This is a genomic window from Actinomadura sp. RB99 (assembly GCF_014706005.1).
Taxonomy (GTDB): domain Bacteria; phylum Actinomycetota; class Actinomycetes; order Streptosporangiales; family Streptosporangiaceae; genus Spirillospora.
On the sequence record NZ_JABMCA010000027.1, the window covers coordinates 38428 to 64860 of the forward strand.

20 protein-coding genes and 2 pseudogenes are annotated in these 26433 nt (G+C 74.1%); 21 read left to right on the forward strand and 1 reads right to left on the reverse strand.

The genetic code is table 11. The features are described from left to right. Positions 1-20: 20 nt before the first annotated feature. The 4 genes and pseudogenes from amrb99_RS51370 to amrb99_RS51380 all read left to right on the forward strand — a co-directional run. Positions 21-1739, forward strand: a pseudogene (locus amrb99_RS51370) (OB-fold nucleic acid binding domain-containing protein); the annotation flags it as partial. Positions 1740-1961: 222 nt separating this feature from the next. Then, positions 1962-3236, forward strand: a pseudogene (locus amrb99_RS51375) (ATP-dependent DNA helicase RecG); the annotation flags it as partial. A 196-nt stretch (positions 3237-3432) separates the two neighbouring features. Further along, positions 3433-4293 carry a HEAT repeat domain-containing protein gene (locus amrb99_RS23730; protein WP_190859702.1) on the forward strand — a complete coding sequence of 287 codons (861 nt, stop codon included), beginning with the start codon at positions 3433-3435 and terminating at the stop codon, positions 4291-4293. Positions 4294-4559: 266 nt separating this feature from the next. Then, positions 4560-6302, forward strand: a complete 1743-nt coding sequence (locus amrb99_RS51380; RefSeq protein WP_190859704.1) for a serine/threonine-protein kinase — start codon at positions 4560-4562, stop codon at positions 6300-6302. A 57-nt stretch (positions 6303-6359) separates the two neighbouring features. Here the strand turns inward: amrb99_RS51380 and amrb99_RS23740 are convergent, their stop codons facing one another. Next, entirely contained in the window at positions 6360-7316 is a 957-nt protein-coding gene (locus tag amrb99_RS23740; RefSeq protein WP_190859706.1) for a hypothetical protein, read from the reverse strand. 296 nt (positions 7317-7612) lie between these two features. On the opposite strand from amrb99_RS23740, the gene rsmD reads away from it, so the two are divergent. The 17 genes from rsmD to amrb99_RS23825 all read left to right on the forward strand — a co-directional run bounded on the left by rsmD (position 7613) and on the right by amrb99_RS23825 (position 26355). Continuing rightward, positions 7613-8179, forward strand: a complete 567-nt coding sequence (rsmD, locus tag amrb99_RS23745) for a 16S rRNA (guanine(966)-N(2))-methyltransferase RsmD (RefSeq protein ID WP_190859708.1) — start codon at positions 7613-7615, stop codon at positions 8177-8179. Between the two features lie 85 nt (positions 8180-8264). Continuing rightward, a complete protein-coding gene (locus amrb99_RS23750; protein ID WP_190859710.1) occupies positions 8265-9719 on the forward strand; it encodes a penicillin-binding transpeptidase domain-containing protein in 1455 nt (484 codons plus the stop codon). A gap of 120 nt (positions 9720-9839) precedes the next feature. Continuing rightward, positions 9840-10322 (forward strand): pantetheine-phosphate adenylyltransferase, encoded by a 483-nt coding sequence (gene coaD, locus amrb99_RS23755; protein ID WP_190859712.1) that lies wholly within the window; start codon positions 9840-9842, stop codon positions 10320-10322. Positions 10323-10452: 130 nt separating this feature from the next. After that, positions 10453-11094, forward strand: a complete 642-nt coding sequence (locus amrb99_RS23760; RefSeq protein ID WP_190859715.1) for a YceD family protein — start codon at positions 10453-10455, stop codon at positions 11092-11094. Between the two features lies 1 nt (position 11095). Beyond that, positions 11096-11275, forward strand: coding sequence for a 50S ribosomal protein L32 (gene rpmF / locus amrb99_RS23765; RefSeq protein WP_151545395.1), 180 nt, complete (start codon positions 11096-11098; stop codon positions 11273-11275). 357 nt (positions 11276-11632) lie between these two features. Continuing rightward, positions 11633-12439, forward strand: coding sequence for a ribonuclease III (gene rnc, locus amrb99_RS23770; protein WP_190859853.1), 807 nt, complete (start codon positions 11633-11635; stop codon positions 12437-12439). After that, positions 12432-13325, forward strand: coding sequence for a bifunctional DNA-formamidopyrimidine glycosylase/DNA-(apurinic or apyrimidinic site) lyase (gene mutM / locus amrb99_RS23775; protein ID WP_190859717.1), 894 nt, complete (start codon positions 12432-12434; stop codon positions 13323-13325). Before rnc ends, mutM begins: the two co-directional genes overlap by 8 nt. Positions 13326-13365: 40 nt before the next feature. Further along, the gene (locus amrb99_RS23780; RefSeq protein WP_190859719.1) at positions 13366-13692 is read left to right on the forward strand and encodes an acylphosphatase; all 327 of its coding nucleotides are present in this window, start codon (positions 13366-13368) and stop codon (positions 13690-13692) included. A 178-nt stretch (positions 13693-13870) separates the two neighbouring features. Then, complete coding sequence (locus amrb99_RS23785; protein WP_021598747.1) at positions 13871-14068, forward strand: hypothetical protein; 198 nt, start codon at positions 13871-13873, stop codon at positions 14066-14068. Between the two features lie 317 nt (positions 14069-14385). Continuing rightward, positions 14386-18054, forward strand: coding sequence for a chromosome segregation protein SMC (gene smc / locus amrb99_RS23790; protein WP_190859721.1), 3669 nt, complete (start codon positions 14386-14388; stop codon positions 18052-18054). 303 nt (positions 18055-18357) lie between these two features. Then, positions 18358-18765 carry a globin domain-containing protein gene (locus amrb99_RS23795; RefSeq protein WP_190859723.1) on the forward strand — a complete coding sequence of 136 codons (408 nt, stop codon included), beginning with the start codon at positions 18358-18360 and terminating at the stop codon, positions 18763-18765. 7 nt (positions 18766-18772) lie between these two features. Next, positions 18773-19957, forward strand: coding sequence for a globin domain-containing protein (locus amrb99_RS23800; protein WP_190859725.1), 1185 nt, complete (start codon positions 18773-18775; stop codon positions 19955-19957). 5 nt (positions 19958-19962) lie between these two features. Further along, entirely contained in the window at positions 19963-20652 is a 690-nt protein-coding gene (locus tag amrb99_RS23805; RefSeq protein ID WP_190859727.1) for a DivIVA domain-containing protein, read from the forward strand. A gap of 99 nt (positions 20653-20751) precedes the next feature. Further along, entirely contained in the window at positions 20752-21915 is a 1164-nt protein-coding gene (gene ftsY / locus amrb99_RS23810; RefSeq protein WP_190859729.1) for a signal recognition particle-docking protein FtsY, read from the forward strand. A gap of 267 nt (positions 21916-22182) precedes the next feature. Continuing rightward, positions 22183-23526, forward strand: a complete 1344-nt coding sequence (locus tag amrb99_RS23815) for an ammonium transporter (RefSeq protein WP_190859731.1) — start codon at positions 22183-22185, stop codon at positions 23524-23526. Then, positions 23523-23861 (forward strand): P-II family nitrogen regulator, encoded by a 339-nt coding sequence (locus amrb99_RS23820; RefSeq protein WP_190859733.1) that lies wholly within the window; start codon positions 23523-23525, stop codon positions 23859-23861. Before amrb99_RS23815 ends, amrb99_RS23820 begins: the two co-directional genes overlap by 4 nt. Before the next feature lie 7 nt (positions 23862-23868). Further along, complete coding sequence (locus amrb99_RS23825; protein ID WP_347256819.1) at positions 23869-26355, forward strand: [protein-PII] uridylyltransferase; 2487 nt, start codon at positions 23869-23871, stop codon at positions 26353-26355. The last annotated feature ends 78 nt before the right edge of the window (positions 26356-26433 follow it).

Genomic DNA, 26433 nt, shown 5'->3' on the forward strand with positions numbered 1-26433 from the left:
CCATGGGCTAGAAAGGGTCCGTGGCGAATCTCGACGAGCCGTTGCGCAAGGTTCTCGGCGACAAGACGGCCAAGGTGCTGGAGAAGGGCCTCGACCTGCACACGGCCGGTGACCTGCTGCACCACTATCCGCGCCGTTACGCCACCCGGGGCGAGCTGACGCCGCTGAACGAGCTGCTCGACGGCGAGCACGTCACCGTCATGGCGGAGGTCGTGAAGGTGCAGGGCCGCTCGCTGACCCGCAGCCCCGGCTACGTCCTGGAGATCACCGTCACCGACGGGACGGGGCAGCTCAAGCTGAGCTTCTTCGGCCGCAAGGGCTCCTACCGCCCGGAGAAGGACCTGTCGCCCGGCACCCGCGGCCTGTTCGCCGGCAAGATCAGCACCTACCGGCCGCGCAGCGGGAACGTGCAGCGGCAGCTCACCCACCCGCAGTACAAGGTCGTCGCGGAGCGGACCGCCGAGCAGGCCGCGCAGGAGTGGGCCGACGAGATCATCCCGATCTACCCGTCGACCAAGGGCCTGGACATCGAGACGATCGGCATGTCGGTCGGGATGGTCCTGGACCAGCTCGACCTGCCCGCCGACCCGATGCCCGAGGCGCTGCTGCGCCGCCGCGGGCTGATCGGCCTCCGCGAGGCGTACGAGGGGATCCACCGGCCGAAGTCCTGGGACGAGCTGACCCGCGCCCGCGCCCGCCTGAAGTGGGACGAGGCGTTCGTCGTGCAGGTCGCGCTGGCGCAGCGCCGGCTCGCGGCCGCCACCCTCCCGGCGAAGCCGCGCCCGCCGTCGTTCGGCGGCGTCCTCGCCGAGTTCGACGCCCGCCTGCCGTTCGAGCTGACCAAGGGCCAGCGCGAGGTCGGCGACGAGATCGCCGCCGACCTGGCCCTCGAACACCCCATGCACCGCCTCCTCCAGGGCGACGTCGGCGCCGGCAAGGCCCAGCCGATCGACGCCGGCGTGTTGACGCCCGGCGGATTCCGGCCGATGGGCGACCTTCGGGCGGGGGACGAGGTGATCACGCCCGAGGGCGAGGTCACGGTGGTGACGGGCGTGTTCCCGCAAGGCGAACGGGAGGTCTACCGCCTCGTGTTCTCCGACGGGACCTCGGTCGAATGCGATGACGAGCATCTCTGGGCGGTGAAGACCGACACGGGCTGGCACCGCGGGAGTGATCTCAAGGTCCTGACGACGCGCGAACTGCGCCAGGACCTGCTTCGCAAGTCCGGAGTCAGCAAGTGGTACCTGCCCTTGGTCGAGGCGCCCGAGTTGGACGCGCCGATCGCCCGCCCGATCGATCCCTACCTCTTGGGCGTCCTGCTCGGCGATGGATTCATGAAGTACGGGCGGCTGGCGATATCGACGCAGGACCGGGAGATCGTCGATGCCGTCGGGGAACTGGTGCCCGATGGATGCAGGCTCGTCCAGCGAGCGGATCGTCCACTCGACTGGTCGATTCTCGGTGAGCGACGCGGTGCGGGAAACCCGGTCATCGCCGCTCTACGGGACCTGGGCGTCTACGGCAAGGGGGCGCACGACAAGTTCGTTCCGGCCGGCTATCTGAACGCATCGGCGAAAGAGCGGCATGCGCTGCTGCAAGGGCTGCTGGACACGGACGGGACGTTGCGAGCCGAGGGCAGGGACGTCAGGCTGCTCTCCGCCTCGCGGCGACTGGCGGAGGACGTCGCCTGGCTGACCCGGTCGCTCGGTGGCTACGCCCGGTGCCGTCAGACCATGAAGATGGGCAAGCCCTACTGGACGACGAGCGTCGCACTGCCGAACGCCTTCCCGCCCTTCCGGCTGTCCCGCAAGGCGAGCCGGTTGAGGCCGCGGACGAAGTACGAGCGCAGGCGCAAGGGCATCCGCGCGATCGAGTACGTCGGCCGCAAGGAGGTGCAATGCATCTCCGTCGCCCATCCCGGTCACCTCTACGTGACGGACGGATGGACGCCGACTCACAACACGGTGGTCGCGTTGCGGGCGATGCTGCAGGTGGTGGACGGGGGCGGGCAGGCGGCGCTGCTCGCGCCGACCGAGGTGCTCGCGCAGCAGCACTACCGGTCGATCACCGGGATGCTCGGGGACCTGGCGCAGGCCGGGCAGATCGGCGGCGCCGAGCACGCGACGCGGGTGGCGCTGCTCACCGGGTCGCAGGGCGCGAAGGCGCGCAAGGCGGCGCTGCTGGACGCGGCGTCCGGCACGGCCGGGATCGTCGTCGGCACGCATGCGCTGCTGCAGGAGACCGTGCAGTTCGCGGACCTCGGGCTCGTGGTGGTGGACGAGCAGCACCGGTTCGGCGTCGAGCAGCGGGACGCGCTGCGCGAGAAGGTCGACGGCGGCCGTCCGCACGTGCTGGTGATGACGGCGACGCCGATCCCGCGGACGGTGGCGATGACGGTGTTCGGCGACCTGGAGACGTCGGTGCTGGGGCAGCTGCCGGCGGGCCGGTCGGCGATCCAGACGCACGTGGTGCCGCCGGAGCGGCCGAACTTCCTCGCGCGGACGTGGGAGCGCATCCGGGAGGAGGTCGGGCAGGGCCGGCAGGTCTACATCGTCTGCCCGCGCATCGGGGAGAAGGAGGGCGACGAGGGCGACGCCGTCGCCGCCGGCGACGAGGAGGGCCGGCGGTCGCCGCTCGGCATCATGGAGCTGCTGCCGCAGCTGGAGGAGCTGCTGTCCGGGCTGCGGATCGGGGTGCTGCACGGCAAGCTCCACCCGGACGAGAAGGAAGCGGTGATGCGCCGCTTCACCGAGCGGGAGCTGGACGTCCTGCTCGCGACGACGGTCATCGAGGTCGGCGTGGACGTGCCGAACGCGACCGTGATGGTGATCATGGACGCGGACCGGTTCGGCGTGTCCCAGCTGCACCAGCTGCGCGGGCGGGTCGGGCGCGGGTCGCTGCACGGGCTGTGCCTGCTGGTGACCGACGCGGAGCCGGGGAGCAAGGCGCGCGAGCGGCTGGACGCGGTGGCCTCGACGACGGACGGGTTCCGGCTGTCGCGGCTCGACCTGGAGCAGCGGCGCGAGGGCGACGTGCTGGGGGCGGCGCAGGCGGGCCGCGCGTCCAGCCTGCGGCTGCTGACGCTGCAGCGCGACGAGGACGTCATCCGCGACGCGCGCGAGGAGGCGACGTCGCTGGTCGAGGCCGATCCGGACCTGTCCGGCCATCCGGGGCTGGCGACCGTGCTGGCGTCGCTGCTGGACGAGGACCGCGCCGGCTTCCTGGAAAAGACGTAATTCCTACCGATTAAGTTGACTTTTGGCCGGATCGCCGCCACGATGGTCGCGTGACCCCGAACTCGGCCCTCGTCGCCCGGCTGCACGTCGACCTGCGGCGCGTGGCCAGCGCCCTGTGTTCCCGTCGCTGATCCCGACCGGGGTCCGGGCGCCCGCCCGGCCCGTCCAGGACCGACGGCTTCCAGGAGGCCACACCATGACGATCACCCGGCTCGACGACGTGGAGGAGTCCCTCCGCGCGACCGACCCCGCGACCCGCGCCGCCGCGGTCACCGCGCTCACCGCCGCCGTCCGCGCGGGCGACGCGCCGCGCGGCGCCGGCGACACCCTCGCCTGGGCGCTCGCCGACGAGGACGGCGACGTCCGCGGCCGCGCCGCCGACGCGCTGCGCCGGCTGCCCGAGCTGTACATCGGCGAGGACGGCATCGGCGCGCTGCGGCTCGCCGCCGCCCGCGGCCGCGACCGCCTCGTCCGCGACACCGCCGCCGAACTGCTCGCGATCCTCTCGCGCGGCGCCGGGGAGCTGTACGCGCAGGGCCTGCAGGACGACGAGCCGCAGGTCCGGATCCAGGCCGTGCTCGGGCTCGTCGCGCTCGGCGCCGTGCCCGAGGTCGCCGACGCGGCCGACGACCCGTCCCGCGAGGTGCGGGTCGCCGTCGCCGAGGGCCTCGCCCGGCTGTCCGGCCCCGCCGCGCTCACCGCGCTGGAGCACCTGCTCGGCGACCACGACCCCGTCGTCCGGATGGCCGCGCTCGACGCGGCGGCGGAGCTGGGCGTCCCCGGACCGCTGGAGGGGCGCGTCGTCACCTCGACCGCGCACGCCAGCTGGCAGGTGCGGCGCCGCGCCGTGCGGGCGCTCGGCCGGGCCCGCGCCGACGTCGCCGTCCAGCCGCTCGTCCGGGCCCTCGGCGACCGGATCGTGGACGTGCGGCGCGCCGCCGTGCGGGCCCTGGAGCAGTGGGCCGCGGACCGTCCCGAGGTGGTCACGGCGCTCACCGAATCCCTCACCGACCCGGACCCGGGTGTGCGCACCCAGGTCCGCTGGGCGCTCGCGTAGGCGTACGCGGGCCCGCGGGCGGGCCGCCGGCGTGGCACGGCGCCGGCGGCCCGCTCTCACCTCCACCGCGCCGGTCTCGATGCGGGCGGGACGTTCTGGGGTGGGGCGCCCTGCTCGCTTCAAGACCTGCGCGGGACGGTCGGCGGGCGGTGACCGAGAACTCACGGACGATCACCGACGTCTAACGTGGCACCGGAAGGTAAGGGCCGGACGGTGCCCGCGCGGGTAGGTGTTCCCGTGGCGGTCCACGCGACGGAGGAGAGCCGATGACGCCCGTTGCCCCACTGCGGCCGGACGACCCGGGGCGGCTGGGGCGGTACGAGCTGCTCGGACGGCTCGGCGAGGGCGGGCAGAGCGTCGTCTACCTGGGCCGCCGCGACGACGGCATGCACGGCGCCGTCAAGCTGCTGCGCGCGCAGCTGAGCCGCAGCCCCGAGTGGCGGGCCCGGTTCGAGCGCGAGCTGAAGCTGATCGAGCGGGTCGCCGGGTTCTGCACGGCGCAGGTCGTCGACGCCGACGTGTCCGCCGAGACGCCGTACGTCGTCAGCGAGTACGTGCCGGGCCCGTCGCTGACCGGGCTGGTGACCGAGCGCGGCCCGCGCGCCGGCACCGACCTGGACCGGCTGGCGATCGGCACGGTCACCGCGCTCGCGGCGATCCACGGCGCGGGGATCCTGCACCGCGACTTCAAACCGTCGAACGTGCTGATGGGGCCGGACGGCCCGCGCGTCATCGACTTCGGCATCGCCCGGCTGATCGGCGACGCGGCGGCGCGGGGCAGCGGCGTCGTCGGGACGCCGTCCTACATGGCGCCCGAGCAGGTGACCGACGCCGAGCTCGGCACCGGCGTCGACATGTTCACCTGGGCCGCGACGATGCTGTTCGCCGCGACCGGCCGGCATCCGTTCGGCAACGACTCGATCTCCGCGGTGTTCCACCGGATCCTGCACTACGAGCCGGACCTGTCGCCCCTGCCGGGGACGCTGCGCGGCTCCGTCGCCGCCTGCCTGGCGAAGGACCCGGCGCGGCGTCCCGAGGCGCAGCAGGTGCTGCTCGACCTGATCGGCCGCGACGTCCCGCCCGTGCCCAGGGACGGCGGCGCGCTGACGACCGGCGCGCAGCTGGCGGGGGACCGGCGCACGCCGCCCCTGCCGGACCGCTTCGCCGCGGCGGGGACCGGACCGGAGCCGCCGACGCCCGACACGGTCCGGGGCCCGACCCACCGCGTCGGCCGCCGCGCGGCGCTCGTGGCGGTGCCGCTCGCGGTCCTCGCGGGCGGTGGGACGGCCTGGGCGGTGCTGGCGAACGGCTCGCCGGACGCGCCCGCCACGGCGTCCACCGACCAGGCGGCCCCGCCCGCGGCGGCGAGCGCGGCGATCGCGCCGGCCTCGGAGGCGGTCGAGACGGTGCTCAGCTTCGACCACTCCTCGCTCGACCGGAACGTGGCGGCGGCGCACCAGGTGTCGACGCCGCGCTACGGCGCCGACTACGACCGGCAGCTCGCGGCGAGCGGCTACCGCAAGGAGCTCCAGGACAAGAAGGGGTCGGTGACCACCGACGTCGTCGACTCCGCGGTGGTCGGCGCGGCGTCCGGCAGCGTCAGCGTGCTGTCGTTCGTCAAGCGGACGGTACGCGCCGAGGGCGCGTCGCCGCGCCTGCTGTCGGACCCGATGCGCGCGACGATGGTCAGGCAGGGGAACCGGTGGCTCCTCGACACCCTCTACACGCTCAAGGCGGGGTCGCAGCGCGCCGATACCTCGGGCCTCCCGTGGCCGGGGGCGCAGGCGCGCGGGGTCCTCGGCGCCGTCTACCGGGATCCGTCCGTCGCGTCGGGGACGCCGGTGGAGCTGGGCCTGCGCGCGGGCGACGGGCCGCGGGGGCTGACCGCGCTCATCGCCGTCGGCGACTGCAAGGGCGCGTGCACCGACAAGGACCCGGTCTCGTTCCACCGCCTGCTGCTGCGGCGGACGGGCGGAGGGTGGACGGTCGCGTCCTCGCAGCGGCTCTGAAGCCGAAACGGTCCAGGGGCGTCCCGGACGAGGGCGCCCCTGGACCGTGGACGCGGGTCAGGACTCGCGTGCCGCGGCGCGCCTGCGGGTCGCGGCGATCGCCGCGGCCCCGGCCGTGACGGCGGCGAGGCCGAGCGCGGCGATGGGCAGCGCGTCGGTGCCGGTGAACGGCAGGCCCTTCGGCGGGACGTACGCCGACGCGGAGACGCCGGACCCGAGCCCGCCGCCATGCGCGGACGGCAGGTCGGGCAGCAGCGGCGCCGACGGCGGCCCGGGCGGCGCCGGAGACGGGCTCGGCGGGGTGGTGGGGCCCGGGGGCGGCGTCGGCGGCGACGGCGGAAGCGGTGAGGTGGGCGGCGGGGTCGGCGGGCTCGGCGGGCTCGGCGGCGCGGGGGCCTGCTCGCAGCCGCTGCCGACGCAGGCGCCGAGGTTCACGTGCGCCGACACGGGCGTGCCGCCCGCCGGCGCCAGCCCGGCGGCCAGTTCGGCGTTGCCGCTGATGAGCCGCCGTCCCGCCGACAGGGTCGTCCCGGCCTGCACCTTCAGGTTCGCGCCGCCGGCCGGTGTCCTGGCGTTCCCGTCCACGCGGGCGCCCGCGTTGAGCGTGGCGTCGTTGAGGCCGACGCTCGCGCCGGTCCGCACCCGGAGGCCGGCCTCGCCATCCGGCGTCCTGACGCCCGCGCCCAGGTCGAGACCGGCGCCGGCGGTGTTCGTGCGCTGGTCGTAGGCGAGGGTGGCGTTCAGATGCAGGTCCAGTACGGGTGCCGCCGGCTTCGCCTTCGCGACCGTCTTGGCGGCCGGCCGAGCGCGCTTCACCTTGTGCACGGCGCTCTTCGCGCGGTGGCGGTGTTCGGCGGGACGAGCCGGCTTCCGGGCCTTGAGCTTGTGGGGTCCCGCCGGCTGCGCGGCGGGCGCGAGCCGGAGGGACGGTCGGTCGGCGGGGGGCCGGGAGGCGTCGGCGTTCGACACGCCGCTCATGGCGGCGAGGCCGAGAACCGTCGCTCCGGCCGTCACCGCGATTCTCCTACCGTGGTGCACAGATGCTCCTGAGGGGGAGGGGGTTGGTCGCACAACCTGCGAGCACGTTGACACGTCACGTAGTCGAAGTGAACGGCGATCCCCGTATTTGGGGACAGGTTCACAACGGTCCCGGTGGTCGTTTGTGCACCTTCCGCAACGACCCGTGGCGGTCGATCGAGTCAGGACGGCCCGTCGGAGCCCGCCGCCCGGAGCCCCGGACCGGTGCCCGGCCCCGCAGCACGGCACCCGCGGCGACGCGGCAGGGCCCCGGATCCTGCGAAACTGGACGGATGACCAGGGTCATCGCGGGGAGCGCGGGCGGACGGCGGCTGGCCGTCCCGGCCGGACGGGACACCAGGCCGACGAGCGACCGGGCGCGGGAGGGCCTGTTCTCCACCGTGCTGGCCCTGCTCGGCCCGCTGGACGGGCTGCGCGTCGCCGACCTGTACGCGGGGTCCGGCGCGGTGGGCCTGGAGGCGCTGTCGCGAGGCGCGGCGCACGCCCTGCTCGTCGAGTCGCACCCGCGGGCGCTGAAGGTGATCCGGCAGAACGCCGCGGCGCTCGGGCTGCCCGGGGCCGTCCCGATGGGGGAGAAGGTGGAGCGGCTCGCCCGCACCGCGCCGGACGAGCCGTACGACCTGGTCTTCGCCGACCCGCCCTACGCCCTCGCCGACGCCGCCGTCACCGGCCTGCTCGAAGACCTGCGCGACCACGGCTGGACGGCCCCGGACGCGCTGGTCGTCGTCGAGCGGTCCGTCCGGGGCCATAACCTGGTCTGGCCGGACGGGTACGAGGGGGAACGCGACCGGCGTTACGGCGAGGCCGTGTTCTGGTACGGCAGAGCGCTCGGCGGCTGAACGCCCCCTGAACGGCCGCCCAGAGTCACCTGGGAGTCGACGGCGATGACGGATCGGGCGTCATGCGCGGGGTAGGGGCCTGGGCATGAGACCGGGGATCGACCGCGCCTTGGCGGCCACGTGGGTCGTCGCGCTGGCGATGACGGTCGCGCTGCTCGCCAACATCACCTACGTTCAGGGCTTCCAGGCGCAGGACCTGCGGGACAGCAGCCTCAACGCGCGCCGCCTGCAGAACCGCAACAAGGTCGAGCGCGGCCCCATCGTCGCCGACGGGCAGCGGCTGGCCTGGTCGGAGCTCACCTCGGACGGCAAGACGTACCAGCGGCACTACGCCGACAGCAAGGTCTTCTCGCCCATCACGGGATACTTCTCGCCCTTCACCGAGACCGGGCTCGAAGGCGCGGAGAACCACTTCCTGGACGGCAGCGACTCGCGGCTCGCCACCACGAACCTCGTCGACAAGATCATCGGCAAGCACATCCCCGGCGGCACCGTCGAGGCCACGATCAACGTCAAGGCGCAGCGCGCCGCCTACCAGGCGCTCCAGGCCACCGGCGCGCGCCGTGCGGCGGCCGTCGCCATCGACGCCAAGACGGGCGCCGTCCTGGTGATGGCCTCCACGCCGTCCTACGACGCCAACGACGTGTCGGTCCTGAGCGGGGACAAGTCGCAGGCGGCCTTCAACAGGCTGAACTCCGAGCCGCTCAAGCCGCTGCTGAACAAGGCCACCGGCGAGGTGTACCCGCCCGGTTCGACGTTCAAGACGATCGTCGCCTCCAGCGCCCTGAGCGCGGGCAAGAGCGAGGACTCGCAGGTCCGCGCCGGGCGCAGCTACCAGGCGCCGGGCGGCGGGCAGCCGATCAACAACGACGCCGGCGACATCGGCGGCGAGTGCGACCAGAACCCGATCCCGCTCATCGACGCCTACGCCCAGTCCTGCAACACGACGTTCGCCTACATGGGCGCGCAGAACCCCGGCAACGCGGCGGTGCACGACCAGGCGGGCGAGTTCGGCTTCGGCTCCCGGATCAGGATCGCGGACGGGATGTCCGCGGCGCCCAGCGCGTTCCCGGAGACCGGCCAGCCGGTGCTCAGCGCGCTCGGCTCGATCGGCCAGGGCAGCACCGTCGCCACCCCGCTGCAGATGGCGCTGGTCGCCGCGGCGGTGCTGAACGACGGGAAGATCATGCAGCCGTACCTGGTGGACAAGCTGCGGGCCGCGGACGGGTCGGTCGTCCAGCGGGCGGACCAGAAGGTGATGGCGCGTCCGCTGACGTCCGACCAGGCGAGCCAGATGCGGGACCTCATGAAGGCCGTCGTGGCGAAGGGCACCGGCAAGCAGCTGCGGGGCACCTCGGTGGCCGGCGGCAAGACCGGCACCGCCGACGTGGAGAACGAGCCCTACAACGACCGGTGGTTCATCGGCTTCGGGCCCGCCAGCGACCCGAGGTACGCGGTCGCGGTCATGACGGAGAAGAAGGGCTACGGCATCGAGTCCGGCCCGATCGCCGCGAAGATCTTCGACGCGCTCGGCGGCTGACCGGCGGCGACCGGCGGCCGACCTGCGGCGGGCACCGAGCAGCCCGGGTGAAAGCGGGCCGAACCGGATTTGGTACGTTCGCGCCGCAGGTCAGAAACCGGGACCGAAGGGGTTCGCGCCGTGCGCCGTGTCGTCTGTCCGGGATCGTTCGACCCCGTTACCAACGGGCACCTCGACATCATCAGCCGCGCCTCCCGTCTCTACGACGAGGTGGTCGTGGCCGTCCTGATCAACAAGAACAAGAAGAGCCTGTTCACCGTCGACGAGCGCGCCGACATGATCACGGCCGTGGTCAAGGAGTACGGCAACGTCAAGGTGGACAAGTTCTACGGGCTGACCGTGGACTACTGCAAGGAGCAGGACATCCCGGTGATCGTCCGCGGGCTGCGGGCGGTCAGCGACTACGAGTACGAGCTGCAGATGGCCCAGATGAACCACCGCATCGCGGGCGTGGAGACGCTGTTCATGGCCACCAACCCCGAGTACGCCTTCCTGTCCTCCAGCCTGATGAAGGAGGTCGTGAAGTTCGGCGGCGACATCTCCGGCCTCGTCCCCGACCTCGTGCACGACCGCCTCGTGGAACGGCTGCAGCAGCAGACCTGACCGGCGCCCCGAGCGGAGTCGCCCGCCGCGGCGCCGGCCCGGGCGGCGCTGGTGGGAGGGGCGCGAGTTGGGGCATCGGCCGGTGTTCGGTACCCTGGGACATCGGCCATTACGGCGGCCGCAGTTCGCCATGCCTCACGAAAGCAGGACTCCGCTGACTCGCCTCGATCCCAACGCCCCGCTCGTGCTCGACACCCGAGCTCTCAGCAGGCAACCCGGGTCGTCGCGGGAGATGCGCCTGTCCGTGCCGGCTCCGGAGAACTTCGGCGTCGAGATGGTGGGCGTCCCCGAGGGCGCCGCGATCGAGCTGGACCTCCGGCTCGAGGCGGTGCTGGAGGGGGTGCTCGTCACGGGCACGGCGACGGTCCCCCTGGAGGGGGAGTGCGCCCGCTGCCTGGACCCGATCGCCTCGACCTTCGAGGCGGACTTCCAGGAGCTCTTCGTCTATCCTGACACCCGCTCCGGCGGGAACGCCGACGACGACGAGCTCCGACTCGAGGACGATCTGATCGACCTCGAACCGGTGCTCCGGGACGCGGTGCTGCTCGCGCTGCCGCTCTCGCCGCTGTGCCGGGACGACTGTCCCGGCCTGTGCGCGGAGTGCGGCGCACGGCTGGCGGACGACCCGGACCACCACCATGACGTCGCCGACCCGCGCTGGGCGGCGCTGCAGGACCTCGCCGGCGAACTGTCGCCGGAGCCTCCCGAGGGGGGACGCGGGGACTCCGGTCCCCGTGGATCAGTCGACCAACAAGGAAAGCAGGAGGGCTGACGTGGCCGTCCCGAAGCGGAAGAAGTCGCGCAGCAACACGCGGCACCGGCGCTCGCAGTGGAAGGCCACCGCGCCGACCCTCGTCGAGTGCCCGACGTGCCGTGACAAGAAGCTGCCCCACACCGCGTGCGCGACGTGCGGCACCTACGACCGGCGGCAGGTCATCGCCCCGTCGGCCTGAGCCTTTTCGCATCCCCGGGGGGCGGATCCGCCCGTGCGCGCCGAACGGCGCGGGCGGGCGGCCGCCCCTCGCGGACGCGCGGCAACCCCGACCACCCCGGCGCGTGACGTCGGCGTGGTGAGCGGCGCGGACCCTGCGCCCGGAGCCGTGGTGCACGCCGGGATCATCCGAACCGGCGCGCACCTCGTCTTCGCGGACGGCGTCCTTCCGGGGCGACCCGGACGCGTCGTGCTTGCTCGCCGTCGCGGCCTCCCCGGCCGCCGCGCCACAGCGGCGACCGCGCCCTGCGCGGTGCCCGGCCTCCAAGGAGGGCCTGTGAGCAAGAAGTCGTCCGAACCCGCTCCCGACCGCGCGGAACTGAGCGCCGCCCTCGGCGTCGAGGTCACCGCCGACCTGCTCGAGCGGGCGCTGACGCACCGCTCGTACGCCTACGAGAACGGCGGCCTGCCCACCAACGAGCGGCTGGAGTTCCTCGGGGACTCGGTGCTCGGCCTGGTCGTCACCGACACCCTGTTCCGGGGCCACCCGGACCTGCCCGAGGGGCAGCTGGCCAAGCTGCGCGCCGCGGTGGTGAACATGCGGGCGCTGGCGGGCGTCGCGCGCGCCCTCGGCGTCGGCGCGCACATCCGGCTCGGCCGGGGCGAGGAGGGCACCGGAGGCCGCGACAAGGCCTCGATCCTCGCCGACACCCTGGAGGCGCTGATCGGCGCCGTCTACCTGGACCGCGGGCTGGACGAGGCGTCCGCGCTCGTGCACCGGCTCTTCGACGCGCTGATCGCCCGCTCGGCGGGCCTCGGCGCCGGCCTCGACTGGAAGACCTCGCTGCAGGAGCTGACCGCGGTCGAGGAGCTGGGCGTCCCCGAGTACCACGTCGCCGAGAGCGGCCCCGACCACCAGAAGACGTTCCGGGCGTCGGTGCGGGTCGGCGGGGCGACCTACGGGTCCGGTGAGGGCCGCAGCAAGAAGGAGGCCGAGCAGCACGCCGCCGAGGCCGCCTGGAACGCGATCCGCGAGATCGTCGTCCAGCGGGAGGCGGCCGAGCAGGCCGGGCGAACGGGGCAGGCGGGGCAGGCGGGCGCCGTCGCGGAGCCGGAGAACCGGCCGCAGCCCCAGCCGCAGGCAGGGCCGAAGGGATCGCGCTCGGCCGGGCTCGCCGGTGCCTGAGCTCCCCGAGGTCGAGGTCGTCCGGCGCGGGCTGGAGCGGTGGACGGCAGGCCGGACGATCGCGTCGGCCGAGGTGCTGCATCCGCGGTCGGTCCGCCGCCATGAGGCCGGCCCTGCCGACTTCGCCGGGCGGCTCGCCGCCCGGACCGTGCTCGCCCCGCGCCGCCGCGGCAAGTACATGTGGCTGCCGCTGCGCGCCGAGGCGGAGGGCGACCCGGGCGAGGCGCTGCTCGCGCACCTCGGGATGAGCGGGCAGCTGCTCGTCGGCGAGCCGGACCGGGAGCGCGAGAAGCACCTGCGGGTCCGGATGGTGTTCGACGACGGCGGCCACGACCTGCGCTTCGTCGACCAGCGGACGTTCGGTCACCTGATGGTGACCGACCTCGTGCCGGACGCGTTCGACGCCGCCGCGCTCGTCCCCGAGCCGATCGCGCACATCGCCGCCGACCCGCTGGAGGACGCGTTCGACGCGGAGGCGTTCTACCGCGCGCTGCGCCGCCGCAAGACGGGCATCAAGCGGGCGCTGCTCGACCAGTCCCTCATCAGCGGGGTCGGCAACATCTACGCCGACGAGGCGCTGTGGCGGGCGAGGCTGCACTGGGCGCGGCCGACCGAGACGATGACCCGCGCGGAGGCCGCGCGCGTGCTGGAGGCCGCCAGGGAGGTCATGGGCGCCGCCCTGGCCGTCGGCGGCACCTCGTTCGACAGCCTCTACGTCAACGTCAACGGCGAGAGCGGCTACTTCGAGCGGTCTCTGGAGGCGTACGGGCGCCGCGGCGAGCCGTGCGGCCGCTGCGGGACGCCGATCCGCCGCGACGAGTTCATGAACCGCTCGTCCTACAGTTGCCCGGTGTGCCAGCCCAAGCCCCGCCGAGCGCGGTATTAGGCTTCCCAGGTTCGGGAAAGAGGGGGCCGGGAAGGGCGCGATGGGGGACGTGGAGCAGGAGACGGTGCGGCTGACCGCGTGGGTGCGGGGCCGGGTGCAGGGCGTGGGCTTCCGCTGGTGGGTGCGGGCGCGCGCGCTGGAGCTGGGCCTGGTCGGCAGCGCGACGAACCTGAGCGACGGCCGCGTGGAGGTCGTGGCGGAGGGGACCCGCGAGGACTGCGAGCGGCTGCTGGAGCTGCTGGAGGCCGATCCGCTCGACGGCCCGCCGCAGGTCGCGGGCCCGCCGGACCGGCCGGGGAAGGTGACCGGCGTGACGCGGCGGTGGAGCGAGCCGCGCGGCGAGGCCGCCGGTTTCCTGGAACGGTGACCGGGTAGGGGGTTCCGGTTTTTACCTGCTAAACTAGTAGAGGAAGGTTGTTACCGGCCTGTGATGTGCGTCTTGACCAGGACACCGGCCGGTGCGACTCTAGACGATACGCGCACCGACTTCAGATGCTTCTCGTGCGCGATCCCTGCTGGTTACTCAGCGTGGAGGACCCTTAGTCATGGCGAAGGCTCTACTCGGCCACGTCGGCGGTCCCGACCCCCGGATGGTCGCGGAGATGCGGCGCCTGCAGCAGCGCGTACGGGACCTGGAAGCCGAGCTCGTACGGCTCCAGGCGGAGAACGACGCGCTTGCGACGGCGACCGACGACGACGTGATGTCGCTCGCGGTGAAGGATCGTGAGCCGGCGCTGACCTGATCGGCGCCTTTTTCTCGAAGTGGACAGGGGACGCCGTCATCAGGCGTCCCTTCTGTTTTGCCCATGCCACCCGGTGACGGGCGTCACGGCGTGCCGCCGGGCGGTCGGACTCCGGTCAAACCTTCGTAGGGTTTTGGTCTGACCGAGTTCGGGGCCTTTGCGGCCATTCGCCGTATTAACGGGTCTACGTCCGGCGTTCCGGGCCGTGCCCCGAATCCGCCTCCCATCCGTGCGGGTGCCGTGCTCGCACCGCCCGCGGCCGGTATCGTTCGTTCGGATTCCCGGAGCCGGCAGCGCAGGAGGAGGACGGCGGGCGCGTGTACCTGAAGACCCTGACGCTGCGCGGCTTCAAGTCCTTCGCGTCCTCCACGACGCTGAAGTTCGAGCCGGGCATCACCGCCGTCGTCGGCCCCAACGGGTCGGGCAAGTCCAACGTGGTGGACGCGCTGGCCTGGGTGATGGGCGAGCAGGGCGCCAAGTCGCTGCGCGGCGGCAAGATGGAGGACGTCATCTTCGCCGGCACGGCGAACCGGGCGCCGCTCGGCCGCGCCGAGGTCGTGCTGACGATCGACAACGCCGACGGGGCGCTGCCGATCGACTACACCGAGGTCACCATCAGCCGGCTGATGTTCCGGTCCGGGTCCAGCGAGTACGCCATCAACGGCGACTCGTGCCGGCTGCTGGACATCCAGGAGCTGCTGTCGGACTCCGGCATCGGCCGCGAGATGCACGTCATCATCGGGCAGGGGCAGCTCGACCGCGTCCTGCACTCCGGCCCGGAGGGCCGCCGCGCGGTGATCGAGGAGGCCGCCGGCGTCCTCAAGCACCGCAAGCGCAAGGAGAAGGCGCTGCGGAAGCTGGACGCGATGCAGGCGAACCTCACCCGCGTCCAGGACCTCACCACCGAGCTGCGCCGCCAGCTCAAGCCGCTCGGCAAGCAGGCCGAGATCGCCCGCCGCGCCGCCGTCATCCAGGCCGACCTGCGCGACGCCCGGCTGCGGCTGCTCGCCGACGACCTGGTCACGCTGCGCACCAAGCTGGAGCAGGAGGCCGCCGACGAGGCGGCGATCCGGGAGCGCCGCACCGAGACCGAGCGCGCCCTCGCCGAGGCGCAGGAGCGCGAGGCGGTCCTGGAGGCCGAGGAGGCCGAGCAGGCGCCCAAGCTCGCGCAGGTGCAGGACACCTGGTTCCGGCTGTCGGCGCTGAAGGAGCGGCTGCGCGGCGTCGCCGACCTCGCCGCCGAGCGGAACCGCAACGCCTCCGAAGCCCGCGAGGAGGAGCGCCGCGGGCGCGACCCCGAGGACATGGAGCGCGAGGCCGCCGAGATCCGCGAGCAGGAGGAGATGCTCCGCGCCGCGCTCGACGAGGCGCAGGACGGGCTGGCCGACGCGGTCGAGCAGCGCACCGGGGCCGAGGAGGCGCTCGCCGCCGAGGAGCGCCGGCTGCAGGCCGCCGCCCGCGCCGCCGCCGACCGCCGCGAGGAGCTGGCGCGGCTGCGCGGCCGCGTCGAGGCGCTGCGCAGCAAGGCGCAGGCGGGCCGCTCGGAGATCGGCCGGCTCGCGGACGCCCGGGCCGAGGCCGAGCAGCGCGCCGAGACCGCGCAGGCCGAGTTCGAGGCGTTCGAGGCCGAGGTCGTCGAGGACCCGGCGCTCGCCGCCGAGCACGAGATGGCGCAGGAGGCGCTCGCCACCGCGAAGGACGCCGCCGAGGCCGCCCGCGCCGCCGTCGACGAGCCGCGCCGCGCGCTGAAGGAGGCGCGCTCCGCCGTCGCCGCCGCGCGGACCGCCGACCAGGCCGCGCAGAAGAAGGTCACCGCGCTGCAGGCGCGGATCGAGGCGCTGAACCTGACCCTCGCCAGCGCCGCCGACGGCGGCGAGGCGCTGCTCGCGGCCGGCGCCGACGGGTCGGTCGACGGCGTGCTCGGCACGGTCGCCTCGCTGCTGACCGTCCGCCCGGGCTACGAGACGGCGGTGGCCGCCGCGCTGGGCGACGCCGCGCAGGCCATCGCGGTCGGTTCGCTCGACACCGCCGAGGCGGCGCTGACGCTGCTGCGGTCCCGCGACGCGGGCCGCGCCGGCCTGCTCGTCGGCGGGGGAGACCCCGACCGGTCCGAACGCGTGCCCGGCGTCGACTACGCGGCCGACGCGGTGACCGTGCCCGGCGCGGTGCGTCCCGCGCTGGAGCACCTGCTGCGCGGCGTCGCCGTCGTCGACGACGTCCCCGCCGCCGCCGCGCTCGTCCGCCGCGAGCCCGCGCTGCGCGCCGTCACCCGCGACGGCGACCTCGTCGGCGCGCACTGGGCGCAGGGCGGCGCCGCCGGAGGCGGGCAGAGCCTGCTGCAGATGCGCGCCACCCTCGACCAGGCCACCGAGGACCTCGCCGCGGCCGAGACCGCCGCCGCGGCCGCCGCGGAGGGGCTCACCGCGTCGGCGGAGGCCGAGCAGTCCGCGCAGGCGGCGCTGGACGCGGCGCAGGCCGCCGCGAACCAGGCCCAGACCGGGGTGAACCAGGCGCAGTCCGACCTCGACCGGGTCCGCGCGCGGCTTCGCGAGTTCGACGCGCAGGCCGCGCAGGAGGCCAAGCGCGCCGCCCGGCTGGAGGCCGACGTCCGCGCCGCGCGCGGCGAGGCCGAACGGCTCACCAAGGCCCTCGACGCGGCGAACGAGTCGCTGGAGCGCGACACCGAGGCCGCCGAGGAGCTGGCGCTGCGGCTCGCCGAGTCGGAGGAGGCCGCCGAGGTCGCCGACGAGGCCGGGCACGACACCGACGCCCGCGACGAGCTCGCCGAGCGCTGCCGGGTGCTGCGCTCGTCGGAGATGGAGGCGCGGCTGGCCGTCCGCACCGCCGAGGAGCGCGTCCAGGCCATCACCGGCCGCGCCGACGCGCTGGAGCGCGGCGCCCGCCGCGAGCGCGAGGAGCGCGCCCGCGCCGCCGAGCGCCGCGCCCGCCGCGAGCTCCAGGCGAGGACCGCCAAGGCCGTCCTCAAGGGCGCGCGCACCGCGCTGGACCGGATCGAGCTGTCGCTGGCCGCCGCCGTCCGCCGGCGGGAGGCCGCCGAGCAGGCCAAGGCGGCTCGCGAGGCCGAGCTGAAGGTCGTCCGTACCCAGGTCCGGGAGCTGTCGGGCACGCTGGAGCGGCTCGTCAACGTCGTGCACGGCAACGAGGTCGCGCGCGCCGAGCAGCGGCTCCGCCTCGAACAGCTGGAGCAGCGCGCGCTGGAGGAGTTCGGCCTGGAGACCGAGTCCCTCGTCAACGAGTACGGTCCCGACCAGCCCGTCCCGCCCGACCCCGACCAGGGCGAGGACGCGCGGCCCGCCCCGTACGTGCGGGCCGTCCAGGAGAAGCGCGCCAAGGCCGCCGAGCGCCAGCTCAACCAGCTCGGCAAGGTCAACCCGCTCGCGCTGGAGGAGTTCGCGGCGCTGGAGGAGCGGCACGCGTTCCTCACCTCGCAGCTCGACGACCTGAAGAAGACGCAGCGGGAGCTGCTCGCCCTGGTCAAGGAGGTCGACGACCGGGTGCAGCAGGTGTTCGCCGCCGCCTACGACGACACGGCCCGCGAGTTCGAGCGGATCTTCGCGCGGCTGTTCCCCGGCGGCGAGGGCAGCCTGTCGCTCACCGAGCCGGAGGACATGCTCGCCACCGGCGTCGAGGTCGCGGCGCGCCCGCCCGGCAAGAAGGTGAAGCGGCTGTCGCTGCTGTCGGGCGGCGAGCGGTCGCTGGTGGCGATCGCGTTCCTGGTCGCGGTGTTCAAGGCCCGGCCGTCGCCGTTCTACGTGCTCGACGAGGTCGAGGCCGCGCTGGACGACACCAACACCCAGCGGCTGATCACCGTGTTCGAGGAGCTGCGCGAGTCGTCCCAGCTCATCGTGATCACCCACCAGAAGCGCACCATGGAGGGCGCCGACGCCCTCTACGGCGTCAGCATGCGCGGCGACGGCGTCACCCAGGTCGTGAGCCAGCGCCTCCGCGAGCAGGAACCCGCCTGACCCGTCATTCGCCCGCGAAATTGGACCATTCCAATTGGTCTATCGGTGTAGACCGCCGTCTCGTCGCGTGGACGTTCCGGATGTTCACCCGAAATATTTCGCGTCCGAATAGCGCATTGCCGTCGCTGCATTTTCCCCGGTGACGGGTGAATGGTGCCGGCAGTGTGCACCGACCGTGATCCCGCGGCGACGCTGACGGGCTTGTGCCCGCCCGGTGGTTCCACTAGTCATGTGCCCCGTGGTTCTCCGGCTCCCCTCCCGGACACCCCGCCCGGGCTCGGCGAACCGCTGGAGAGGACACCCGTGGACCCGCAGAGACTCAAGGACAATTTCGCGCAGGTGGGAGCGAACGGCATTGTCGTCGCCGAATATTTCTACGCCGATCTGTTCGCCCGGGAACCGCAGCTCAGAAGCATGTTCCCGGCCGCGATGAGCAAGCAGCACGAGGTGCTGCTCGGCGCGCTGTCGCACATCGTGTCGACGGTCGACGACACCGATACACTCGTCCCGTTCCTGCGGGATCTCGGCCGCCGGCACCACGGATTCGGGGTCGCCGCCGAGCACTACGCCCCCGTCGGCGCCAGCCTGCTGGCGACCCTCGCCCACTTCAGCGGCCCCGACTGGAACGAGGACCTGGAGCGCGACTGGGCCGCCGCCTACGGCCTGGTCGCCCAGGTCATGACGGAGGCCGCCGCCGAGCCCGTCGCCTGACCGCCGCGTGGACGCCCAGCGCCTGAAGGACAACTTCGCCGCCGTCGCCGGGCAGGGCGACGCCGTCGCCCTGTTCTTCTACTCCGACCTGTTCGTGCGCAACCCGCACCTGCGCGACATGTTCCCGATCGGGATGACCGGGCAGCGCGACAAGCTGCTGCGCGCGCTCGGCCAGATCGTCTCCAAGGTCGACGACCTGCCGTCGCTGGTGTCCTTCCTGCAGCAGCTCGGCCGCGACCACCGCCGGTTCGGCATCGTCGCCGAGCACTACCCGCACGTCGGGGCGAGCCTGCTCGCCACGCTCCGGCACTTCTCCGGCCCAGCCTGGAGCGCGGACGTCGAGAGCGACTGGAACGCCGCCTACAGCCTGGTCGCCAAGGTCATGCTGGAGGCCGCCGACGAGGACGCGCTCGCCAGCCCCGCCTGGTGGAACGGCCAGGTCGTCGCGGCGGAGCGGCGCCGCTTCGACATCGCCGTGCTGCGGATCCTGCCGGACCGCCCGCTGCCGTACACGCCGGGGCAGTCCGTCGCGCTGGAGGTGCCGTCGCGGCTGCGGCACTGGCGGTACTACTCGATGGCGAACGCGCCGCGCCCCGACCACACCGTCGACTTCCACGTCCGGCTGGTGGACGGCGGGCCGGTCAGCCCCGTCCTGGTCCGCGCCACCGGCCCCGGCGACCGGGTCCGGATGGGCGCGCCCGTCGGCACGCTCACGCTGGACGAGTCGTCCGGCCGGGACGTGCTGCTCGTCGCGGGCAGCACCGGGCTCGCGCCGCTCAAGGCGATCCTGGAGCAGATCGCCGGCCGTCCCGCGCCACCGCGCGTGCACCTGTTCTTCGGCGCCCGCGACCGCGACGGCCTGTACGACCTGGAGGACCTGAGCAAGCGCGCCGCCGTGCTGCCGTGGCTGACCGTCGTCCCCGCCGTGTCGGACGAGCCCGCGCCCGACGAGTCCGGCGGGCACGGCTTCTCCGCGCTGCTGGGGTCCGGCGGCGGCCGCGGACCCGGCCCGGAGGGCATCGAGCACGGCGACCTGCCCGACGTGGTGGCCCGGCGCGGCCCCTGGCCCGGCCACGACGCCTACGTGTGCGGGCCGGCGGCGATGACGGAGAGCGCCGTCGACCGGCTCATCGCGGCGGGCGTCGCGCGCGACCGCATCCGCCTGGAAACCTTCGCCGACGCACAGAGGTGACCGCAGTGAACTCCCCGAACCTCCCCGTCGTGTCCGACGGCACCCGGCTGACCCCCGGCGAACTGCAGTCGGTGGTGTTCGCGCGGGCCGCCCTCGGCCGCCGCGGCTACGACGAGGACCAGGTCCGCGGCTTCCTGCAGTACGTCGAGCGGGAACTCGTCCAGATCCTCAACCAGAAGGCCGCGCTGGGCGAGGAGGTGAACCGGCTGCGCGCTCAGGCGGGCCGCGGCGCGGGCGGCGTCATGGCCCCGGAGGACGCGCACTTCCAGGCTGTCCGGATCCTCTCGCAGGCCCAGCAGACCGCCGACCTGTACGTCGCGGACGCCGAGCGCTACACCCGCGAGCTGGCGCACGAGGCCCGGCTGCACCGCGAGGCGATCCTGTCCGACGCGAAGGGCCGCGCCGAGCAGATGCTGGAGGACGCGCACCGCAAGGCCGCCGAGGTCGCCGACGCCGCGGTCCGGTCCGTGCCGCCGCCCGCCGCGACGGCGCCGCCCGGACCGGCCGCCCCGGCCGACGAAGGGCGGCGGCACGAGCTGGAGCGAGAGATCGCCTACCTGCGCACCTACAGCGAGGTCTACCGCACCCATCTGCGCTCCTACCTGGAGGCCCTGCTGCGCAACGTCGACGAGTGGGAGAGCTCCGAACGGGCATCGGTACCGGGGGAGACCCCGGGGCCGCCGCTCCGGGGCTGATCGGCACGCCCGCCGGGGGCGTGCCGTTCAGGTGCGGGGCGGGCGCGTGATCGGCGGTGGTTAGGTCCAGCGCCGCCGGTCTGGAAAACTGGGGACGCTATGGAATATGTGATCGTCATCGTCGCGCTGTGCGCGGTCGCGCTGATCGTCGGCGGGGTCACGCTGCTGCGCCGCCCGGTCCGCCGCCGCCGTCCGCCGGTCCCGCCCGCCGAGCGGCCGCCCGCCGAGCAGCACGGCGCGACCGCCGTCGACGAGGCGGAGGCCGCGGCCCCCACCATCGAGCGGGCGCCGCCCACCGAGGCCCCGGCCCCGCCGCCCACCGTCGAGATCGAGCGGCCGCCCCCCGGCGCGGGACGGCTCGTCCGGCTCCGGGCCCGGCTCGCGCGCTCCCAGAACACGTTCGGCAGGACCCTGCTCGGGCTGCTGTCGCGCGACACCCTCGACGACGACGCCTGGGAGGAGATCGAGGACACCCTCATCACCGCCGACATGGGCGCCGCCGTCGCCCGCCAGGTCACCGACGACCTGCGGACCCGGGTGCAGGTGCTCGGCACCCGCAGCCCGGAGGAGGTCCGCGCGCTGCTGAAGGAGGAGCTGGTCAAGCAGATCGGCGCCGACCTGGACCGCTCGCTGCGCACCGAGTCGCACGGCGACCGGCCCGCGGTGCTGATGGTCGTCGGCGTCAACGGCACCGGCAAGACCACCACCTGCGGCAAGCTCGGCCGCGTCCTGGTCGGTGACGGGAACACCGTGCTGCTCGGCGCCGCCGACACCTTCCGCGCCGCCGCCGCCGACCAGCTGGAGACGTGGGGCTCGCGGGTCGGCGCGCAGGTCGTCCGCAAGGACGAGGGCGCCGACCCCGCCAGCGTCGCCTTCGACGCGGTCAAGCAGGGCATCGACACCCGGGTCGACGTGGTGATCATCGACACCGCGGGCCGGCTGCACACCAAGACCGGGCTGATGGACGAGCTCGGCAAGGTCAAGCGGGTCGTGGAGAAGCAGGCCGAGGTGGACGAGGTGCTGCTCGTCCTGGACGCCACGACCGGGCAGAACGGCATGCAGCAGGCCCGCGTGTTCGCGGAGGTCGTCAACATCACCGGCGTGGTGCTGACCAAGCTGGACGGCACCGCCAAGGGCGGCATCGTGGTCCAGGTGCAGCGCGAGCTGGGCGTCCCGGTGAAGCTGGTCGGGCTGGGCGAGGGCCCGGACGACCTCGCCCCGTTCGAGCCGGAGGCGTTCGTGGACGCGATCCTCGGCGACTGAACGGCACCGCCGCACGGCGCCCCGTGACCCCTTCCGGTCGCGGGGCGCCGTTCTTTTCGGGCGCCGTTTCACCTGGACCGGAGCATGACCCGGGGAAAAGAAAACGGTTGCCGACGGGCGGGTAAGGCGGTGAGGGTTCCGAAACAGCCGTGAAACACGCCGCGGCGGGGTTTCACACTCCGGAAACACGGGCGGCTCGCCCGTGAAACGGCCGCCCAGGAATCTCGGGGCATCCACGTTTCCGGTCGAGGAGGGGCACTCTCCGAGATGAAGATCGATACAGGCGCGACCGCCTGGATGCTGGCGGCAGCGGCGCTGGTGCTGCTCATGACACCCGGGCTCGCCTTCTTCTACGGCGGCATGACGCGGGCGAAGAGCGTCCTCAACATGATGATGATGTCGTTCGGCGCCATCATCAGCGTCACCATCCTCTGGGTCCTCTTCGGGCACTCCATCGCCTTCACCGACAACGGTAGTTCGTTCGTCAACAAGTTCATCGGCGGATTCGACGCCGTCGGGCTGAAGGGCGTCGCGACCCAGGTCTCCGAAGGGCTGCTGAAGGACCAGAGCGACAACATTCCGACCATGGTCTTCTCGATGTTCCAGCTGACGTTCGCGATCATCACGGTCGCGCTCATCAGCGGCGCCATCGCGGACCGTGCCAAGTTCGGCGCCTGGATGACGTTCACCGTCGCCTGGGCGACGCTGGTGTACTTCCCCGTCGCGCACTGGGTGTGGGGCACCGGCTGGCTGAACAAGCTCGGCATCGAGGACTTCGCGGGCGGCACCGTCGTGCACGTCAACGCCGGGGCGGCGGGCCTCGCGCTGGCGTTCGTCCTCGGCAAGCGCCGGGGCTGGCCGAAGGAGCCGATGCGGCCGCACAACCTGCCGTTCGTGCTGCTCGGCGTCGGCCTGCTGTGGTTCGGCTGGTTCGGCTTCAACGCCGGGTCGGAGCTCGCCGTCGACGGCACCACCGGCCTCGCGTTCATGAACACCCAGATCGCCACCGCCGTCGCCGCGGGCGCCTGGGCCCTGGTCGAGAAGCTGCGCGACGGCCACGCCACCACCCTCGGCGTCGCGTCCGGCGCCGTCGCCGGCCTCGTCGCGATCACACCGGCGTGCGGGTTCGTCGACCCCTGGGCGGCGATCGTCCTCGGCGCCATCGCGGGCGTCGTCTGCGCCTACGCGATCGGCCTGAAGTACAAGCTCGGCTACGACGACTCCCTCGACGTCGTCGGCGTCCACCTCGTCGGCGGCGCGATCGGCGCGCTGTCGCTCGGCTTCCTGGCCGCCTACCCGTTCCTGCCGGGCCAGCACAAGGGCCTGTTCTACGGCGGCGGCGCGCACCAGCTGGGCCTGCAGGCGCTCGGCCCCGTCGTGATCGGCCTGTACTCGTTCGTCATGGCCTGGGTCATCGGAAAGATCATCGACATGACGATCGGGTTCCGGATCTCCGCCGACGACGAGGCCGCCGGGATCGACGTCACCGCGCACGCGGAGACGGCGTACGATCTCGCTCCCGCGGGAGGAGGCGCCTCCCGCGCCGCCGTTACCGGCACCGCGGCACCGCGCGCGGTGTCGCCCGACAAGAAGGTGGAGGCCGACGCGTGAAGCTGATCACCGCCGTCATCAAGCCGTTCAAGCTGGACGAGGTCAAGGCGGCGCTGGAGACCTTCGGGGTCAAGGGGATGACCGTCAGCGAGGCCAGCGGCTACGGCCGCCAGAAGGGCCACACCGAGGTCTACCGCGGCGCCGAGTACAAGGTCGACCTCGTGCCCAAGCTGCGCGTCGAGGTGCTCGTGGACGACGAGGACGCCGAAGACATCATCGACGTCATCGTCAAGTCGGCGCGCACCGACAAGATCGGCGACGGCAAGGTCTGGGCGGTCCCCGTGGACACCGTGGTCCGCGTGCGGACCGGCGAGACCGGCTCGGAAGCCCTGTAGGAGCGGTGTGACCCTCGTCCATCCTCCGGCCGGAGACCGGGCTCCCGAGGCCGCCCGCGCCGCCCTCGCGGCGGCGCGGGCCGCCCGCGCCGGCGACCTGGACCGCCGCCTCGCGGCCCTGCTCGCCGCCGCCCTCGACGTCCCCGGCCGGTCGGCGCCCCCCGCCACCCCGCCCTCCGGCACCGTGCCCTCCGACGCCGCGCCCTCCGACGCCGCCCTCTCACGTGCCGCGTCCTCTGGCGCCGCGTCCTCTGGTGCGGCCTCCTCCGGTGCGGCGCCGTTCGCCGTCCGGGCCTCGGCCGCCGCGCCCGGCACGCCGCCCGCCGATGCCCTGCCCTCCGGCGTCGCGCTCGCGGCCGTCGGCAGCCACGGGCGCCGCGAGCTGACCCCCGGCGGGGACCTCGACCTGGTGCTGCTGCACCGCGGGCGCCCCGACATCGCCGAGATCGCCGACCGCCTCTGGTACCCGATCTGGGACTCCGGCCTGCGCCTCGACCACTCCGTCCGCACCGTCGCGGAGGCCAGGACCGTCGCGCGCGCCGACCTGAAGGCGGCGCTCGGGCTGCTGTCGGTCCGCCGCGTCGCCGGCGACCACACCCTCGTGGACGAGCTGCGCGCCGCCGTCCTCGCCGACTGGCGCGCCGACGCCCGCGTCCGGCTCCCGGAACTGGCCGAGCTGTGCCGGGAGCGCTGGGAGAAGCAGGGCGAACTGGCGTTCCTCCTCGAACCCGACCTCAAGGAGGCCCACGGCGGCCTGCGCGACGTCCACGTCATGCGCGCCGTCGCCGCGTCCTGGATCGCCTCCGCGCCCGACGGGCGGGTCATGGCCGCGCACGACCTCCTCCTCGACATCCGGCACGCCCTGCACGAGTCCACCGGGCGCTCCACGGACCGGCTCGTCCTCCAGGAGCAGGAGGCCGTCGCCCGCGCCGTCGGCCTGCCGGACGCCAACATCCTGCTCAGCGCGATCGCCGAGGCCGCCCGCACGGTCACCTACGCCGCCGACCACCTGTGGCGCCGCGTCGCGCGCAGCACCGGGCCGCGCCGCGCGCCCGTCGAGCGCCGGCCGGTGGGGGACGGCGCCGTCGAGCACGACGGCGAGGTCGTCCTGGCCCGCAACGCCGACCTGAGCGACCCCGCGCTGGTCCTGCGCGTCGCGGCCGCCGCCGCCCAGGCGGGCCTCCCGCTCGCCCCCGCGACCGTCGCGCGCCTCGCCGCCGACGCCGCCCTCCCGGACGCCCCGTGGCCCCCGGAGGCCCGCGGCGCGCTGGTCTCGCTGCTCGGCGCCGGACCCGCCGCCATCGGCGTCTGGGAGGCCCTCGACCAGGCCGGCCTGATCGTCCGGCTGCTGCCCGACTGGGAACGCGTCCGCAACCGCCCGCAGCGCAACCCCGTGCACCGCTTCACCGTCGACCGGCACCTCGTCGAGACCGCCGCCGGCGCCGCCGCCCTCACCCGCGAGGTCGCCCGCCCCGACCTGCTGCTGGTCGGCGCGCTGCTGCACGACATCGGCAAGGGCTGGCCCGGCGACCACTCCACGAGCGGCGCCGTCGTCGCCCACGACCTCGGCGCGGCGCTCGGCTTCCCCGACGGCGACGTCCGGGTCCTGGAGACGGTCGTCCGGCACCACCTCCTGCTGCCCGAGACCGCCACCCGCCGCGACCTCGACGACCCCGTCACCGTCGGCACCGTCACCGCCGCCGTCTCCGCCGTCCCCGGCCGCGAACGCGAGATCCTCGAACTCCTCGCCGCCCTCGCCGTCGCCGACGGCACCGCCACCGGCCCCGCCGCGTGGGGCGCCTGGAAGGCCAGGCTCGTCGCCGAGCTCGCCCGCCGCGCCGCCGCCGCCCTGTCCGGCGGCACCCCGCCGCCCCCGCCCGTCCTCGGACCCGACCGGCTCGCCCTCGCCCGCCACGACGGCGCCGCCGTCCGCGTCATCGGCTCCCGCATCACCATCGCCGCGCCCGACCGGCCCGGGCTGCTCTGGCGCGCCGCCGGCGTCCTCGCCCTGCACCGCCTCGCCGTCCGCACCGCGCACACCGTCTCGTCCCCGGCCACCGGCGCCCGAACCGCCGTCCTCGACTTCACCGCCGTCCCCGAGTACGGCGCCCCGCCCGACCCCGCCGCGCTCGAAGCCGACCTGCGCCGCATGCTCGCCGACCGGCTCGACGTCGCCGACCGGCTCGACCGCCGCGCCCGCTCCGTCCGGATCCGGCCCGGCGCCGCCGTCCCGCCCCCGCGCGTCATGATCGTGGAGGACGCCTCCGACACCGCCACCGTCGTCGAGGTCCGCGCGCACGACCGGCCCGGCCTGCTGTGGCGGATCGGCCAGGCCCTCGGCGCCTGCGGCCTGCACATCCGCGCCGCCCAGGTCGACACGCTGGGAGCCGAGGCCGTGGACGTCTTCTACGTCGTGGACGGGGACGGCGCCCCGATCACCGACACCGCCGCGCTCGCGGCGGTCCGCTCCCAGGTCCTGTCCGCGCTCGCCTGAGGGAGGCGGCGGTGCCGCCTCCTCCGCCGTCCGCAGTCCCGTATCCGGCGACCGGGCGGGGACCGGCCGGTGACCCTA

Coding starts and splice junctions, on each gene's coding strand:
- amrb99_RS23815 (WP_190859731.1), top strand. CDS start 22,183: ATGAAGATCGATACAGGCGCGACCGCCTGGATGCTGGCGGCAGCGGCG.
- amrb99_RS23785 (WP_021598747.1), top strand. CDS start 13,871: ATGGCGAAGGCTCTACTCGGCCACGTCGGCGGTCCCGACCCCCGGATG.
- amrb99_RS23750 (WP_190859710.1), top strand. CDS start 8,265: ATGAGACCGGGGATCGACCGCGCCTTGGCGGCCACGTGGGTCGTCGCG.
- amrb99_RS23760 (WP_190859715.1), top strand. CDS start 10,453: ATGCCTCACGAAAGCAGGACTCCGCTGACTCGCCTCGATCCCAACGCC.
- ftsY (WP_190859729.1), top strand. CDS start 20,752: ATGGAATATGTGATCGTCATCGTCGCGCTGTGCGCGGTCGCGCTGATC.
- rsmD (WP_190859708.1), top strand. CDS start 7,613: ATGACCAGGGTCATCGCGGGGAGCGCGGGCGGACGGCGGCTGGCCGTC.
- amrb99_RS23730 (WP_190859702.1), top strand. CDS start 3,433: ATGACGATCACCCGGCTCGACGACGTGGAGGAGTCCCTCCGCGCGACC.
- amrb99_RS23780 (WP_190859719.1), top strand. CDS start 13,366: ATGGGGGACGTGGAGCAGGAGACGGTGCGGCTGACCGCGTGGGTGCGG.
- amrb99_RS51380 (WP_190859704.1), top strand. CDS start 4,560: ATGACGCCCGTTGCCCCACTGCGGCCGGACGACCCGGGGCGGCTGGGG.